Below are 16,242 nucleotides of genomic sequence, written 5' to 3'. Positions count from 1 at the left end.
ATGATTAAGTTAAATGGATGGTTTGGACCTTATTTGGCAATGGCAATTCGCCTTGGTTTGATGCTTTTGCTCTATGGAATCCTTAGGCTCGGGTTCTATGGATTCAATATGGCCCAATTTCCTCAGGTAACCTTTTCTGAACTCATGTACATGATGGCTGGTGGAGTGAAGTTTGATATCGTAGCTTTGCTGTATATCAATATCCTGTATATCCTGCTTGTTTCCTTTCCAGTTCCTTTTAAATATAACCCTACTTTTTCCAAAATAAGCAAATGGGTCTTTGTGGTTTCCAATAGTATTGGAATAGCCCTTAACCTCGTTGATTTCGCCTATTACCCATTTACCTTAAAGCGAACTACCGGAACCGTGTTTGGGCAGTTTGCCAATGAAGAGAATCTTGGAAAGTTGTTCTTGGACTTTGGTTTGGAATATTGGTACCTGTTACTGTTTTTTATCCTGATTGTATGGGGCTTGATTAAACTCTATGATCTGGTCCAAGTTGAAAAACCGGTGGCATTCAATTGGAAATTCTATTCCGTGCAGTTAGTGCTTTTGTTGACCGTGGCTTTTCTCTTTGTAGGAGGTGTACGTGGGGGCTGGGCCCATAGCACGCGACCGATCACTTTGAGCAATGCCGGCGATTATGTGAAATCCCCAGAGGAAATGAACATCGTGCTCAATACACCTTTTTCGATCTTGAAGACCTTAAAGGCTGTAAGCCTCAAAGAAGAACATTTCTTTTCAGAACAAGAACTTAATGCCATGTATCCGGTTGTCCATCAACCTAAGGATTCTGCACAGTTTAAGAAATTGAACGTAGTCGTTTTGATTATGGAGAGTTTTGGTAAAGAACATATTGGGTTCTTTAACAAGGACCTGGACAATGGTACTTACAAAGGATATACTCCCTTCCTGGACTCTTTGATCCAGCAATCATATACTTTCACAAGATCCTATGCTAATGGCCGTAAATCCATCGATGCATTGCCCTCGGTGATTACAGGGATCCCATCGATTGGAGAGCCCTTTGTACTTTCGATCTATTCAGGAAACAAAACAACAAGTCTGGCAAAGCTGCTTTCGGATGAGGGCTATGAAACATCCTTTTTTCATGGGGCTCCTAACGGTAGCATGGGTTTTTCGGCCTATATGCAATTAGCTGGGATCAAGTATTATTATGGTAAAAATGAATACAATAATGATGCTGATTTTGACGGTATCTGGGGAATCTGGGATGAGCCCTTTATGCAATACATGGCAAAAGAGATGGATCAAATGCAAGAACCTTTTTTCAGCAGCTTTTTTTCCCTGTCCTCCCATCACCCTTTCAAGGTTCCAGAGAAATATGCCGGTAGGTTTCCAAAGGGAACCCTTCCATTGCACGAGCCATTAGGTTATGCAGACCATGCCCTAAAGGAATTTTTCCAAACAGCTTCAAAGAGTTCCTGGTACAAGAATACCCTATTTGTGATCTGTGCCGACCATGCCAGTATGAGCCATTTTAAAGAGTACAATACCATGCCCAATTCCTTTGCCATACCTATAGTATTCTACTATCCTGGCGGGGATTTGAAAGGCGTTTCAGATAAGCTTGTACAACAGATAGATATCATGCCTACGGTATTGAACTATCTGGAATATGACAAACCTTATTTCTCTTTTGGATTTGATGCCTTAGCTCCGGAGCGAAATAACTTCGTGGTCAGCAATATTGGGAATATCTATAACTTTTTTATGGGTGATTATTTCATGACCTATGGAGATAAGGAAGTGAAGTCTGTCTATAACCTCAAAACAGATAAGCTTTTAGAACATGACCTGAAAGGAAAGGAACCTCAGGTTCAGGACTCCTTGATGAGACATCTGCAATCTTTTATGCAGCAATACAACAATCGGATGATCCACAACAAATTAGTGGCCGATTAATTTACTATTGTTTTTCCGAATTTATATCGAAGCGTGAACATCTGTTGATTGTCCACTTTTCCAGGGGAGAAATGGAATGAAGCGGTAAACTTCCCTTCTATTTTGTCTGATTTGAATGGCATCCAACCTAAGTCTAAACGATCATAGGTCTTACGGTGGTAAAACGAGTCGCCATTAGGTAGGTTCAATGGTTCGCCTAAATACAAGGTGTTAGCCAGAAAGAACCTTTTAAAGCCCAAATGTATATTGGAAATAAATCCATTAGCTTTTTGCATGTCATAGACCGATCTAACGCGATCGAATCCCATTGCTGCACCAGCATCAATGGTCAGTGAGTCAAAGATAGTCTTATGGCTAAGATCGACACCTAATCTAAGCATGACTACTGCATTGTCTTGTATATGTTCGTCGATGCTATCATTGCTTGTGAGTGCATTATGGTACATCATCCCATCATTGCGGATAAAGAAGTTTCCAATACTATATTTTCCAGATATCCCTGCGACAAATTGTTCCCTATTCTGATAACCTTGTTTGCTCATCCAATCAATGAAAACAGATTGCTGGAAATTGCGGTTCTTGTAATTGAAGTACATTCCTTCAATATTTGGCCGGTCATACATCAAGGTGTCAGCCAAGACCATACGAGGAATGTCTTTCAAGCGTTCGTACCTTGGCATGAATCCCAAAGCAAAATCAATTTTTTCTGTTTTGTAGTTATAGTATGCAATGGGGTTCCATCGACTTTTGTTTTCTGAATTGATTCCAAACTCCTGATTAAAATGCGCTCCGCCATAGAGCCTATGGTTCTTCTCTATCTCGAAGTATAGGTTAGGGGAGATGGTCGCTCCGAAGAAGGTTTTTGGAATGGTATATTGGGCTCCATACTCCCTGTTGTCAGCATATCCAAAAAAATCTATGCCAAGGCCTATCTTTTGCGCAAATGTACTGAAGCTTATCAATAAAAGTAAAGCTGTAAGGAATGGTCTTGACATGGAATAAAGGTAATGCTGCATAAACTATTTTGGTGCTCAACTTATAAAGAATCTCTCAAAAATACAAAAGGTCGCTTAAAATAATTAAGCGACCTTTTGAGAATTATGTGTTTTGGAATTAAACTTCCAATAATAATCTAGCTGGATCTTCAAGTAATTGCTTAACGCGTACCAAGAAGCTCACTGATTCACGACCGTCGATAATACGGTGGTCATAAGAAAGAGCGATGTACATCATTGGACGGATAACCACTTGACCATTTTCAGCGATTGGTCTCTGGATAATGTTGTGCATACCTAAGATTGCCGATTGAGGGGCATTGATAATAGGTGTAGACATCATTGAACCAAATACACCACCATTGGTAATGGTAAATGTACCACCAGTCATTTCATCGATCGTCAATTTGTTGTCGCGAGCTTTTGTCGCCAATTCAGCAATTGCTTTTTCGATTTGGTATAGGGCCATCGACTCTGCATTTCTGATTACAGGAACTACTAATCCTTTAGGAGCAGAAACTGCAATTGAAATATCGGCAAAGTCAGAATATACAAGTTCATTCTCTTCGATACGGGCATTGACTGCAGGCCATTCTTTCAAGGCAGTAGTTACTGCTTTGGTGAAGAATGACATAAAGCCTAGACCGATACCATGTTTCTCCTTGAAAGTATCTTTGTACTTCGCACGTAGATCCATGATAGGTTGCATGTTTACTTCATTGAATGTAGTTAACATGGCTGTATCATTTTTAACAGCTACCAAACGCTTAGCGATAGTTTTACGCAATGAGCTCATTTTCTCACGACGTTCAACACGTTCACCTGCACTTACTGGAGCAGATGGAGTTACCGCTGCAGCCGGAGCCGCTGGTTTAGATTCCGCTTTCGCTGGAGCTGCTTGAGCTTTCTCAGCATCCTCTTTGGTGATTCTTCCGTCTTTACCTGTTCCTTTGATCGTAGATGGGTCGATGCCTTTTTCTCTTAAGATTTTAGCGGCAGCAGGTGATGCTGTGCCAGCAGCATAAGTTTCAGGACTCTCGTCAGCTTCAGCTTGAGCAGGTTTTGACTCCGCCTGTGCAGCTGGAGCTTCCTCTTTTTTCGCTGGAGCATCGCCAGATCCTGCAGGAGCGTCTCCGTCTTCAATGGTACATACTACCGCACCAATTTCCAGTGTATCACCTTCTTGTGCAATAATACGTAGGATACCAGCTTTTTCAGCAGGTAGTTCAAACGTTGCTTTATCAGATTCTAATTCGGCAATGTTCTCGTCCATTTCGACGTAATCACCATCTTGTTTTAGCCATTGGGCCAAGGTTACTTCGGTAATTGATTCACCAACCGAAGGGACTTTGATTTCTAAGCTCATATTTACTTCTTTTAAACCTCCATTAAATATACTATAATATTACAACGGACGGTTAAACATTTTGTTTATTCGAATGATTTATTAATTATTGCTTCTTGTTGTGCCACATGTTTCTTCATGTAACCTGTAGCAGGGCTTCCGCTCTCCGTACGTGCAATATAATCCGTGAAATCAAGATCTGTCTTGCGGAATATACGGCAGTAATAAGGCCATGCACCCATGTTTTCATTTTCTTCCTGAACCCAGATGAATTCAGTCGCTTTTTTGTACTTCGCACGGATCGCCTTGAATTGCTCTACTGGTGCAGGATACAATTGCTCAACCCTAACGATGGCTACATCGGTACGTTTGTCGGCTTGTTGTTTCTCCAATAAATCGTAGTAGATTTTTCCTGAACAGAATAATACACGTTTTACGGTCGTTGCTTTTGCGTAGCTATCATCGATTACTTCTTGGAAGTTCTCTTTGGTAAAGTTATCCAGTTTAGAAACCACTTTTGGATGGCGTAATAAACTTTTTGGCGTAAAGACTACCAATGGTTTACGGAAATCTCTTACCAATTGACGGCGCAATAAGTGGAAGTAGTTCGCTGGAGTGGTACAGTTTGCAATGATCAGGTTGTCGTTGGCACATAATTCCAAGAAACGCTCGATACGTCCCGAAGAGTGTTCTGGACCTTGACCTTCCATACCATGAGGTAACATCATGACCAAACCGTTCGATCTTTTCCATTTGGTTTCAGCACTTGACAAATATTGGTCAACGATAATCTGTGCACCATTGTAGAAGTCACCAAACTGTGCTTCCCAAACTGTCAATGCCTGAGGATTTGCCAATGCATATCCATATTCAAAACCTAGAACTGCATACTCAGAAAGTAAGGAGTTATAGATGTTGAAACGCTCACCGCCATTAACATTTGCCAATGGAATGTATTTCTCTTCCGAGTCTTCCAAAGTCAAAACGGCATGTCTGTGAGAGAATGTACCACGTTGAACATCCTGTCCTGAAATACGAACGCGTTTACCATCTTCCAATAGGGTAGCATAAGCCATCAATTCTCCCATCGCCCAATCGTAGTTGTCATTTTTAACCATGGCAGCACGATCTTCGAACAATTTAGAGATCTTACGGAAGAACTTCTTGTCCTTTGGTAGGGTAGTGATTTCAGTAGCCAATTTCAAGAATTCCTTTGCCGGAACCTTCGTGTCTACCTCTTCATAGTTATCAGCCTTTTTAGCGGCATGCAGACCTTTCCACGCTCCACCGAACATTGGAACTTCTTCGTCCAATTTATCTGTTTTCTTGGCGATGTCCAATTGCTCCTGAAGATAATCCTTGAATTCCTTCTCTGTGTTTTTCACATAGGTCTGGTCAATGGATTTCTCATCCACCAATTTCTTGGCATATACATCTTTTGGATTCGGATGTTTTTCAATAGCCTTGTACAATAATGGTTGAGTAAACTTAGGTTCATCAGCCTCGTTATGCCCGTAACGACGGTAACATAATAGGTCGATATAAACATCAGTTTTATATTTCTGACGGTATTCTACCGCTAAATTAATCGCATAAACTACTGCTTCAGCATCATCTCCATTGACATGGAAAACTGGTGAAGAAGAGATCTTGGCAACGTCCGTACAGTATGTTCCTGAACGGGCATCTTTATAGTTGGTCGTAAAACCAACTTGGTTGTTGATGACAATGTGAATGGTACCACCAGTGCGGTATCCCTCAAGTTTGGACATCTGAGTTACCTCATATACCACACCTTGACCTGCAATTGCAGCATCACCATGAATCAGGATTGGTGCAATCTTCGATGAATCGCCATTGTATTTCATGTCGATTTTAGAACGCGTGATACCTTCTACGATAGGATCTACGGTCTCTAGGTGCGAAGGGTTTGGAGCCAGAGAAAGGTGGATGGATTTACCGTCTTCTGTAGTCACGTCCGATGAATAGCCTAAGTGGTATTTTACGTCACCACCAAATTGTAATTCCGGATCCTCTTCAGCATACATTTTACCTTCGAATTCAGAGAAGATAGTTTTGTAAGGTTTACCCATGATGTTTGCCAATACGTTCAAACGACCACGGTGAGCCATACCGATCATAAATTCTTGAATTCCTAAGCTTGCACCTTTTTCTATGATGGAATCCAATGCTGGAATTAAGCTTTCAGCACCCTCAAGGGAGAAACGTTTTTGTCCCAAGAATTTGGTTCCCAAGAAACTCTCGAAGATTACCGCACGGTTCAGTTTCCTGAAAATGCGTTTCTTCTGATCAACATCGTAGTGAGGTTGGTTTCTATCCGCTTCCATATGGTCTTGCAACCATTTGATTTTCTCAGGGTTACGGATGTATTTGAATTCAGCACCAATGGAACGACAGTAAGTGTCTTCAATCAGCTGACGGATATCTCTTAATTTGGCAGGGCCTAAACCAACTTCCACACCAGCATTGAAAACCGTGTCCATATCAGATTCTGATAGGCCAAATGTCTCTAACTCTTTGCCTGGGTAGTATTTGCGACGCTCGCGAACAGGGTTGGTTTGGGTAAATAGGTGACCACGGTCTCTATAACCATGGATCATGTTTAGTACGTTGATTTCTTTTAATGCGTGATCAGATACACCTTCAACTGATTCAACCGAACCACCTTCTGATGTTTGACCAAAGTCAAATCCTTCAAAAAACTTTTGCCAACCAAAATCTACTGAATTTGGGTCAGCTTTGTATGCTTGATATAAACCGTCGATGTAACTCGAATCAGCATTACTCAAAAATGTCAATTTGTCCATGTGGATTGGGGTGATAAAATTTTGCCAAATTTATAAATAATAAACATACTTTTCCGCATTTAATCGATATAAAATACAATGTTTTAGCATGTTTTTTCGTGTATTCTGTTTAAGAAATAAATAATAGTCAATTTTTGATAAACTTTGTGTTTATTATTGTTTTCTCCATAATATTTTAACGTTGAGAAAATGATTTTGTTTATTTCGAAACATATAATTTCTTGGCAAGATCTTGCCAGTCAGCACAGCTGTTTTCCTTAGGACTGGTTCCCACGGAAGCCATGTGCGACCAAAAGCCATAGGTGGTTGCTGGCGCATAATCTAATAGGTGCTCCTCAAAAAAGCTAGCACCAGCAAGCCAGTTGGAGTCTAGCTCTTGGGTAAAATATTTTGAAATCAACCTTCGCTCTGCATAGCTGATATTTCCTGTATTCAATAAGGTTTGGATGCTATCGTCAACTGTTTCCTGACCAGTATTGGCCGTTTTCCAGTTCATGACCAATTCCTCATTGATGCTTTCTGTATTTTTTTGCTCTGTTTCCATGCCATTGAGCTTAAAAAATACATTGGGATATTTTTTGAGCATAAAGCGGAAATAGTCTCTCCACAATAGCATGGTCATCAAGCGGTCGTATCTTTTTTTATTCTGAACCAAGGCAGAGTTCTGCATCTCATGGTACACGTAAATCGGCGATAGGGCCCCAATGGCAATATAAGGGGAAACCAAGGAGAAATTGTTAAGACCTTCGTAATTGGGGTCCAAAAGGTCTTTTAGTTTCTCTATACCAAAATCTTCGCCTCCTTCAAAACTTTGCCCATCGAGGCTTTCTATTTCCTCTTCAGAATAACCTAACTCCTTTAAACTGGGAATACTGGTCTGTTCCAGGTGCTGTGGGCTAGAAATATTTTGAGGTGCAGCAAGGGGTTGGCGGACCGAGCTTTCACGCTCGATCTTTTTTCTGAAAATATTGAACTTATCCGGAATGTCCTTGATTGGAAAGGGAAGATCCTCTTTGTGAAAAAGGGTATGGCCGATAAAATGCCTTAGGTTGATTTTGTTCTCCCATAGCTCGGCTTCCACTGCCTCGGAAATCTGCGTCTCCCTGGAGGCAACCTCCCGATGGTGGAAAACCTCTCCAACCTCATATTTAGCACATAAAACAGGAAGGATTTCCTCGGGCTTCCCAACAAAAGTCATCAGGTCACTGCCCATTTCTTGGAGTTTCGCCTTTAGTTGCGCAACTGATTCCAAAAGAAATTGCGCCCTTTTTATGCCGGTATTGTTTTGTTGGAATTTGTTTTTGTGGAAATAACGAGGGTCGAAACAGTAAACTGGGATGATTAAGTCTGATTTGTTTATAGCTTCAATTAATACTTCATTGTCATGCAGTCTTAAATCATTCCTAAACCAAACAAGAACTACTCTTTTACTCATATTATACCCCGAAATGCGTTACTTAACAAATATAGTTTATTCTAAGTGACTGGGGGCATTCACAACCCGATTTTTACATGTCAAAGACAATATGATTAATTGTTAATTTTTATTTGATTTGTAAAATTTTTAGAAACTTTAAACTTTCACAGTTTAATTCTGTTAGCATTAAATAAATATTATAACAAATAAGTGGAGGGAAGATGGAAGTGTTATTATCGGGATTGAATTCTTATTTGGGAAAACGAGCCATGAGTAACCTGAGTAGGGAGGATTACAATGTACATGGAATTGTCAGGGACTTGGATTTGTTTAAATCCAGGGTGTTTGAGACATTAACGGCAACTCTTGATAAGGTCGATTTGTTGCGCAGGGGCAAAGAATTTGAAGCCTTTAAAATCGAGTCTGGAGTGGGCCTTTCCATATATATTACACATGTTCCTACATTAGGCGAACTTGTTAACCTTAATTTAGAACTTATAACCTTGAAAAACTTCATTGAACTGACTAAGTTAAATGGAGGTAAACGAATCGTCTATATAGCAAGGCTTATGGATAAGCCTTTTATTAAGGATATTGAAGCGCTCTTGAAAGCTTCCAATATCACCTATACCATCGTGCTCAAAAATTTGGCTATAGGGAAGGGCAGTGTCCTGGATAAATACATGCACATCCTGATCAATGTTCGTTATCTGCCCTATGATAATGCCATTGCCAAAGTTAAGTTCAATCCTATCTCTTCATTGGACCTCTTGCGCTGGGTCTATAATGTGGATTGGGACAAATGTTTCCTGAATGAAACCATCGAGATAGGTGGCCCTAGGACCATCACAGTTCAAGAAATTTACCGTCTGTACAAGAAAACATTGTACCCTAATGCCGAAGTGAAAAGCATATTAGTACCGCATTTTATTATGAGTTTGGTCTTCAAAAAAGCCTACCATATCCATAAAGAGGACCTTATCGAATTCAAGCGCCTAATGGAGCGTGAATACCCTATTGACAATACATCTTGGAAAAACGAAATGTTATTCTCCTTTACCCCGCTAGATCAGGTCATCAAGCTCGACCAATAAATTCTTAAACCTTCTTATATTGCCGCTATTAGCTTACATTTGTAGCTAAGCGAGCTATTAAATATGGGATACAAAAGTTTACAAGAATGTGTTGCCGACCTAGAAAAACATGGTCATCTTATCCGAATCAAAGAAGAAGTCGATCCTTACCTGGAAATGGCCTCTATACAGATGCGGGTATATGATGCCCAAGGTCCGGCCTTATATTTTGAGAATGTCAAAGGATCAAAATTTCCAGCAGTATCAAACCTCTTTGGAACCCTTGAGCGATCGAAATTCATGTTCCGGGACACCTTGGATCACGTCAAGAAATTGGTTGACGTCAAAATGAACCCGATGTCCGTTTTGAAAAAGCCATTTTCCTATGCGGGCTCTTCCATGGTCGCCTTGGGTGCATTGCCTTGGAAAAAGAAATCTGCAGCTCCTATTTTATACGGTCAGACCAAAATCTCCGAACTTCCCCAGATCGTAAACTGGCCCATGGATGGTGGCCCTTTTGTGACCATGCCGCAGGTATATACAGAAGATATCAGCAAACCGGGCATCATGAATGCCAACCTTGGTATGTACAGGATACAGCTAGGGGGCAATGAATATGTCCAAGATCAAGAGATCGGTTTGCACTATCAGTTGCACCGTGGAATCGGTATACATCAGACCAAGGCAAATGCCTTAGGGAAACCGCTGAAGGTCAGTATATTCATCGGCGGTCCGCCTTCGCATCCGCTTTCGGCAGTGATGCCTCTTCCAGAGGGCCTCTCCGAAATGATCTTTGCTGGCGCTCTTGGAAACCGTCGCTTCCGTTATTTCTATGATGAGGAAGGTTTCTGTATCTCTGCAGATGCTGATTTTGTCATTACAGGTACCGTTTATCCGAATGAAAACAAACCTGAAGGCCCATTCGGAGATCATATCGGTTATTATTCCTTGGTACACCCATTCCCACTGATGAAGGTGCATAAGGTTTACCATAGAAAGGATCCAATCTGGTCCTTTACCGTAGTGGGTAGACCTCCACAAGAAGATACCAGCTTTGGTGCATTGATCCATGAAATTACTGGGAATGCCATTCCACAGCAAATCGGCGGACTTCATGCTGTGCATGCCGTTGACCCAGCTGGAGTGCATCCCCTATTATTTGCCATAGGTAGCGAACGATATACGCCATATCAAAAGGTCGATAGACCTCAAGAAGTGTTGACCATTGCTAACCAGATTTTAGGCACCAACCAACTCAGCCTTGCGAAATATCTATTTATTTCAGCCTTTGAGGATAACCCTCAATTGGATATCCATAGTATCAAGGATTTCTTTACCCATATCTTCGAAAGGATTGACCTTAGCAGGGATCTGCACTTCCAAACCAACACGACAATCGATACCCTGGATTATACTGGAGACGGATTGAATGCAGGATCAAAGGTCACTTTTGCAGCTGTAGGGGAAGTAAAACGCCAATTGATTAGCGAATATCCAGTGGGATTAGATTTGCCAAGGCCTTTCAACCGTGGAAAGTTGGCCCTACCTGGGATCATCGTACTGGATGGGCAGGCCTTTACGAGTTATGAAGAGGAAGCCAAAGTGCTGGGAGAATGGTGTGCGGCAGCAAAGGATAGAAATTGGGAAGGCATACAGCTTATCGTATTAGCAGATGATGCAGCCTTTACCGCAGAAAATGAAAACAATTTTGTGTGGGTTACTTTTACAAAGTCCAATCCTGCCTTTGATATTTATGGTATTGATAGTTTCACTAGCCATAAACACTGGGGCTGCCATGGTCCCGTGATCATCGATGCGAGAAGTAAACCTCATCATGCCCCTGATCTGATCAAAGATCCGGCAGTGGAGAAACGAGTTGATCAACTTGCCGCTAAAGGAGGATCGCTTCACGGTATATATTAAAATAAATTCCAATATACGATAAACGAGGTTGCCAAAAAAGGCAACCTCGTATTGTATGCCATGCATAGTCATTTTTCTGGCCATCCCTAAAAATTTTCAATCTTTTTTATTCCTCCATTTAAACTTGTTCTCATTCGGGACACATTCCGAATTTTCCAAATGTGTCCCGAATGAGACCAAAGTAATTCTCGATGCTGTTTGGCAGGGACGATCGAATGGATTGTTAAAATAATTTTAGCCAACAATCCAGCATGGTAAAAATTTTTGTTCTGATGTGTTTTTCAACAAAAACCTAAATTAGGTATGAATAAATCAACAAAACTTTAAAATGATTAATAAATATTCAATAAAAATTAAAAAAGATTATGAAAATTGTTTTTTAATACTTTACTTTGTGTCATTAATTCATGAAAACAAGTAAATAATTAACAAAACAACAATCGTATGTGCGGAATTGTCGGAGCATTTGAATTGAAACAACCCCTAGAGTCCCTAAGGCCACAGGTCTTGGAAATGTCGAAAAGAATTCGTCATAGAGGACCAGATTGGTCGGGGATCTATAGCTCAGCGAAAGCATTGTTAGCTCATGAGCGTTTGGCTATTGTTGACCCTAAATCAGGAAGTCAACCTTTATACAGTCCTGATGGACAGGTAGTCCTTGCCGTAAATGGTGAAATCTACAATCACAAGGAGTTGCGAAATTCTCTTCCAAATTATCAATTCTCGACTTTGTCCGATTCCGAGGTTGTTTTGGCTCTATACTTGGAAAAAGGACCTGCCTTTGTGGAGGAACTCAATGGGATCTTCGGCTTTGCCTTGTATGATGCCCGTGATGATTCATTCTTTATTGCTAGGGACCACATGGGTATTATCCCGCTATATTATGGGAAAGATGAGCAGGGACAGTTGTTTGTAGCATCAGAACTAAAATCCTTGGAAGGTTTCTGTACGGAAATCGAGCAGTTTCCTCCGGGGCATTATTTATATAGTAAGGAGGGTTTGGAGCCTAAGCGCTGGTATAAAAGGGATTGGGAATCTTATGATACGGTACAGGACAATGAAACCGATATCGCCAAATTGAGAAAAGGTTTGGAAGATGCGGTCTACCATCAATTGATGTCCGATGTTCCTTATGGCGTATTGCTGTCTGGTGGATTAGATTCCTCGGTGATCGCTGCCATAACCAAAAAGTTTGCTTCCAGAAGGATTGAGAGCAATGATGAGGAAGAAGCTTGGTACCCACAGTTGCATTCATTTGCGGTAGGACTTCAGGGTTCACCGGATTTAATTGCCGCCCAAAAGGCTGCAGATCATATTGGGACCATCCATCATGAGGTAAACTTTACCATACAGGAAGGTCTTGATGCAATCAGGGATGTGATCTATCATCTGGAGACCTATGATGTGACGACAATCCGTGCTTCAACGCCTATGTATCTATTGGCTAGGGTAATCAAGTCGATGGGAATAAAGATGGTGCTTTCAGGAGAAGGGTCGGATGAACTATTTGGTGGTTACCTGTATTTCCATAAAGCCCCTAATGCAAAAGAATTCCATGAAGAAACGGTAAGAAAGCTGAAAAAGCTCTATCTATATGATTGCTTAAGAGCGAATAAATCATTGGCTGCTTGGGGAGTTGAAGGAAGGGTGCCGTTTTTGGACAAGGAGTTTATGGATATCGCCATGAGCATCAACCCGGAAGATAAGATGATCAGGGATGGGAGAATGGAGAAATGGGTAGTGAGGAAGGCCTTTGAGGATTATTTGCCGGAGTCGATTGCTTGGAGACAAAAGGAGCAATTCTCGGATGGGGTGGGTTATTCCTGGATCGATACCTTAAAAGCGCAAGCGGAAGAAAAGGTATCTGATACAGAATTCGAAGCAGCGGCGCACCGTTTTCCGATCAATACCCCAAAGAATAAGGAGGAGTATCTGTACAGAAGTATCTTTGAAACACATTTTCCTTCGGATGCTGCCGCGAAGACGGTTCCTTCGGTGAAGTCTGTTGCTTGCAGTACACCTGAAGCGCTGGCATGGGATGCTTCATTCCAGAACCTAAACGATCCTTCGGGTAGGGCGGTGGCCAATGTACATCATGAAAGTTATGGAAAGAAGGAACAAGAAGAATTACTGACATAGTTTAAATCATATCATATCAACTTGTATTAATGCCGGGTTGTAATTATTTACGGCCTGGTTTTTTTATCTAATATAATACCGAGGGTAATAAAGTATTGGGCGAGGATATAGCTGGACATGATGTATAGACCGGAATTGGCCAAGTAGGCCACAAACTTATTGATGGCCAAAATGGAATCTGAGAAGATAAATAAAAGGGCTCCGATCAAACAGATGATAAAACTTAAGGTATTGGTCTGATACCTTCTGGTATAGGCAAAAAAGGCCATAGCTGCAATGACAAGAATATATAAGATCACTGGAACCTTTAATGGTCCTAAACTTGGTTGGAGAATGCCATAGAGATAATAGGAATAGCTTGCCAATATACCGGCGATGAGAATATAGCTTTTATGTTTACTCAGGGCCTTGGCACTTGTCTGTTTGCTAAAGGCAATGACATAGAGGATGTGTCCGATTAGGAAAGAGGCCAGACCAGCGACAAACTTGTCATGCAACATCAAGAATATATCCCCCAGACAGCCAAAAAATAGACCAACCGCGGTCAATTTTTCAATGTTCTTTTTTAGGCCGGTTTCCCTAAAGAGGATAAAGATTAGGGAGAGGCAGATCAGTGGTTTTGTAATGAACCTCAGGTTAGGAAGGTTGGCATAAACGGCATATAAATGAAGCAGTGCAAGGAGCAAAAATGCGATATGTAATTTGTACTGCTTCATTTTACTGGATTTAGATATCCTTATTTTTTAACTGTTTTTCTTTGTTCCGTTTTACCAAGATATAACTGATCCATAGGAGCAAGACCCAGATTGGGATAAGCTCCACAGAGATCTTTAATCCGGTAAACCACATCATCAACAATACGCCCAATAAGAACAATAAGCTGAAATAGTTGCTGATTGGGTACAGAATGGTCGGAAATTTAGTCTTGATCCCTTGTTTATCCTTCTGCTTCCTGAAAAACATGTGGGTCAGGGTAATCATGATCCAGTTGATGATCAAAGCGGAAACCACTAGCGACATTAAGATACCTAATGCCTCTTTTGGAATTACTTTATTGATCAAAACCGTAATGGCTACGATTCCAGCAGATACCAAGATCGCATTTACAGGCGAATGGTTTGAGTTCAATTTCTTAAGGAATTTGGGTGCATTTCCTTGTTCCGCCAAGCCATAAAGCATTCTTGAATTACTGTACACGCAGCTGTTGTAAACTGACAGGGCAGCAGTAAGAACGATGATGTTCAGGGCATTTGCAATGATGCTCGTAAAGAAGAATGTCTTGCCGAACATTTCAAATTGGAAGCCTTTTAAGGTGGCAAACACTTCAACGAAAGGACTTGTATCAGCAGTAATGGTTCGCCAAGGCATTAAGGAAAACAGGATGAATAAAGCTCCAACGTAGAATACCAGGATTCTCCACAAAACTTGATTGGTCGCTTTGGGGATGTTTTTCTCTGGGTTTTCAGCTTCTGCAGCGGTGATCCCTACCAATTCAAGCCCTCCGAAGGAGAACATGATAATGACGAGTGCGGCGAGTAATCCCGAATATCCTATATCGCCATTACCGTTGAGCCAGCCATGAGGGAAGAAGCCTCCATCATTATAGAGATTGGCTACGGTTGCTCTCTCGCCTCCATTCCCAGAAACTAAGAGATAGACCCCGAAGATGATCATGGCGATGATAGCCACGACCTTGATGATGGAAAACCAGAATTCGGTTTCTCCATATACCTTTACGGATGCGAGGTTGATGACATTGATGACCAAAAAGAAGAATAGGGAAGAAGCCCAGAGCGGTATCTCTGGCCACCAGAACTGCACATATTTTCCGATTGCCGTCAATTCGGCCATACTGACCAAGATATACAGGAGCCAATAGTTCCAGCCGGAAGCATAGCCGGCAAAGGGTCCCCAATATTTATTGGCAAAGGAGCTAAAGCTCCCCGAGATGGGTTCTTCAACGACCATTTCACCGAGCTGACGCATAATGAAGAAGGCGACAAGCCCTGCGATGGCATATCCCAATATAACAGACGGGCCAGCTAAGATTGCTGCCTGTCCAACCCCTAAAAATAAACCTGTACCGATGGCTCCACCTAGGGCAATTAACTGAATATGTCTATTGCTAAGGCCTCTTTTTAGTTCTTTTTCGTTGTTTTCTTGCACTCTGAAGAAGGTTAATTCCTGATTATGTTCCTAGTTAATATTCTCCATCGGTCTGAGGACCGATAAAAGGCACAAGATAAATTTTTCATTTTAATTTTTGTGCATCAAATAAAATAAAGAGTGTTTTAATCGGAATAATATGGAAAATAATTTTTTTTATGTTAAGTAGGGTTTGGGTGGATGTGGGTTTTTTAGGGTAGGGAGGAATTGGAACCTACGCTTGGATAAAATTAGGATTGCTGGGCTGTTCTTTAAACTTTGATGAACACCACGCTGTCATCGTGAGGGTTTAAAATTTGAACTAAATTTATCGGAATGAGATGACAGCATGTTGGCCATGAAAATCTATTAGCTCTTTTATTTTTTAAATATAGAACCCCTTTTGGGGTTCCATTATTTTAGCTGGCATGGCACGTTAGCCTGAAAGTCG

10 protein-coding genes are annotated in these 16,242 nt (G+C 41.2%); 4 read left to right on the top strand and 6 right to left on the bottom strand.

Going from position 1 to position 16,242, the window contains the following annotated elements; translation table 11 throughout:
- Positions 1-1,926 (top strand): LTA synthase family protein, encoded by a 1,926-nt coding sequence (locus RT138_RS18235; RefSeq protein WP_313191801.1) that lies wholly within the window; start codon positions 1-3, stop codon positions 1,924-1,926.
- Here RT138_RS18235 and RT138_RS18230 read toward each other — a convergent pair.
- The 4 genes from RT138_RS18230 to RT138_RS18215 all read right to left on the bottom strand — a co-directional run bounded on the left by RT138_RS18230 (position 1,923) and on the right by RT138_RS18215 (position 8,529).
- Entirely contained in the window at positions 1,923-2,942 is a 1,020-nt protein-coding gene (locus tag RT138_RS18230; protein WP_313191800.1) for a hypothetical protein, read from the bottom strand. The genes RT138_RS18235 and RT138_RS18230 overlap by 4 nt on opposite strands.
- Before the next feature lie 97 nt (positions 2,943-3,039).
- On the bottom strand, positions 3,040-4,287 hold the full coding sequence (gene odhB, locus RT138_RS18225; protein WP_185214184.1) for a 2-oxoglutarate dehydrogenase complex dihydrolipoyllysine-residue succinyltransferase: 1,248 nt from the start codon (positions 4,285-4,287) through the stop codon (positions 3,040-3,042).
- Between the two features lie 65 nt (positions 4,288-4,352).
- Positions 4,353-7,094: a 2-oxoglutarate dehydrogenase E1 component gene (locus RT138_RS18220; protein WP_313191799.1), complete on the bottom strand. Its 2,742-nt coding sequence runs from the start codon at positions 7,092-7,094 to the stop codon at positions 4,353-4,355.
- A 199-nt stretch (positions 7,095-7,293) separates the two neighbouring features.
- Positions 7,294-8,529 (bottom strand): deoxyribodipyrimidine photo-lyase, encoded by a 1,236-nt coding sequence (locus RT138_RS18215; RefSeq protein WP_313191798.1) that lies wholly within the window; start codon positions 8,527-8,529, stop codon positions 7,294-7,296.
- A 203-nt stretch (positions 8,530-8,732) separates the two neighbouring features.
- On the opposite strand from RT138_RS18215, the gene RT138_RS18210 reads away from it, so the two are divergent.
- The 3 genes from RT138_RS18210 (at position 8,733) to asnB (ending at position 13,646) form a co-directional block, all read left to right on the top strand.
- Positions 8,733-9,605 (top strand): hypothetical protein, encoded by an 873-nt coding sequence (locus RT138_RS18210; RefSeq protein WP_313191797.1) that lies wholly within the window; start codon positions 8,733-8,735, stop codon positions 9,603-9,605.
- Between the two features lie 63 nt (positions 9,606-9,668).
- The gene (locus RT138_RS18205; RefSeq protein WP_313191796.1) at positions 9,669-11,507 is read left to right on the top strand and encodes a UbiD family decarboxylase; all 1,839 of its coding nucleotides are present in this window, start codon (positions 9,669-9,671) and stop codon (positions 11,505-11,507) included.
- Between the two features lie 444 nt (positions 11,508-11,951).
- Complete coding sequence (asnB, locus tag RT138_RS18200) at positions 11,952-13,646, top strand: asparagine synthase B (protein WP_313191795.1); 1,695 nt, start codon at positions 11,952-11,954, stop codon at positions 13,644-13,646.
- Positions 13,647-13,693: 47 nt separating this feature from the next.
- Here asnB and RT138_RS18195 read toward each other — a convergent pair whose 3' ends face one another.
- On the bottom strand, positions 13,694-14,362 hold the full coding sequence (locus tag RT138_RS18195; RefSeq protein ID WP_313191794.1) for a lysoplasmalogenase: 669 nt from the start codon (positions 14,360-14,362) through the stop codon (positions 13,694-13,696).
- A gap of 10 nt (positions 14,363-14,372) precedes the next feature.
- Positions 14,373-15,812: an amino acid permease gene (locus RT138_RS18190; protein WP_313191793.1), complete on the bottom strand. Its 1,440-nt coding sequence runs from the start codon at positions 15,810-15,812 to the stop codon at positions 14,373-14,375.
- Positions 15,813-16,242 lie beyond the last annotated feature (430 nt).

It is taken from the genome of Sphingobacterium sp., assembly GCF_032065005.1.
GTDB lineage: Bacteria > Bacteroidota > Bacteroidia > Sphingobacteriales > Sphingobacteriaceae > Sphingobacterium.
Note: the sequence above shows the minus strand (reverse complement) of the source record. Positions and strands in the feature narration are given on the sequence as shown.

Excerpts from the sequence above, each read along its gene's own strand:
- RT138_RS18235 (WP_313191801.1), top strand. The coding sequence starts at position 1 with ATGATTAAGTTAAATGGATGGTTTGGACCTTATTTGGCAATGGCAATT.
- odhB (WP_185214184.1), bottom strand. The coding sequence starts at position 4,287 with ATGAGCTTAGAAATCAAAGTCCCTTCGGTTGGTGAATCAATTACCGAA.
- asnB (WP_313191795.1), top strand. The coding sequence starts at position 11,952 with ATGTGCGGAATTGTCGGAGCATTTGAATTGAAACAACCCCTAGAGTCC.
- RT138_RS18195 (WP_313191794.1), bottom strand. The coding sequence starts at position 14,362 with ATGAAGCAGTACAAATTACATATCGCATTTTTGCTCCTTGCACTGCTT.
- RT138_RS18220 (WP_313191799.1), bottom strand. The coding sequence starts at position 7,094 with ATGGACAAATTGACATTTTTGAGTAATGCTGATTCGAGTTACATCGAC.
- RT138_RS18205 (WP_313191796.1), top strand. The coding sequence starts at position 9,669 with ATGGGATACAAAAGTTTACAAGAATGTGTTGCCGACCTAGAAAAACAT.
- RT138_RS18215 (WP_313191798.1), bottom strand. The coding sequence starts at position 8,529 with ATGAGTAAAAGAGTAGTTCTTGTTTGGTTTAGGAATGATTTAAGACTG.
- RT138_RS18210 (WP_313191797.1), top strand. The coding sequence starts at position 8,733 with ATGGAAGTGTTATTATCGGGATTGAATTCTTATTTGGGAAAACGAGCC.
- RT138_RS18230 (WP_313191800.1), bottom strand. The coding sequence starts at position 2,942 with ATGCAGCATTACCTTTATTCCATGTCAAGACCATTCCTTACAGCTTTA.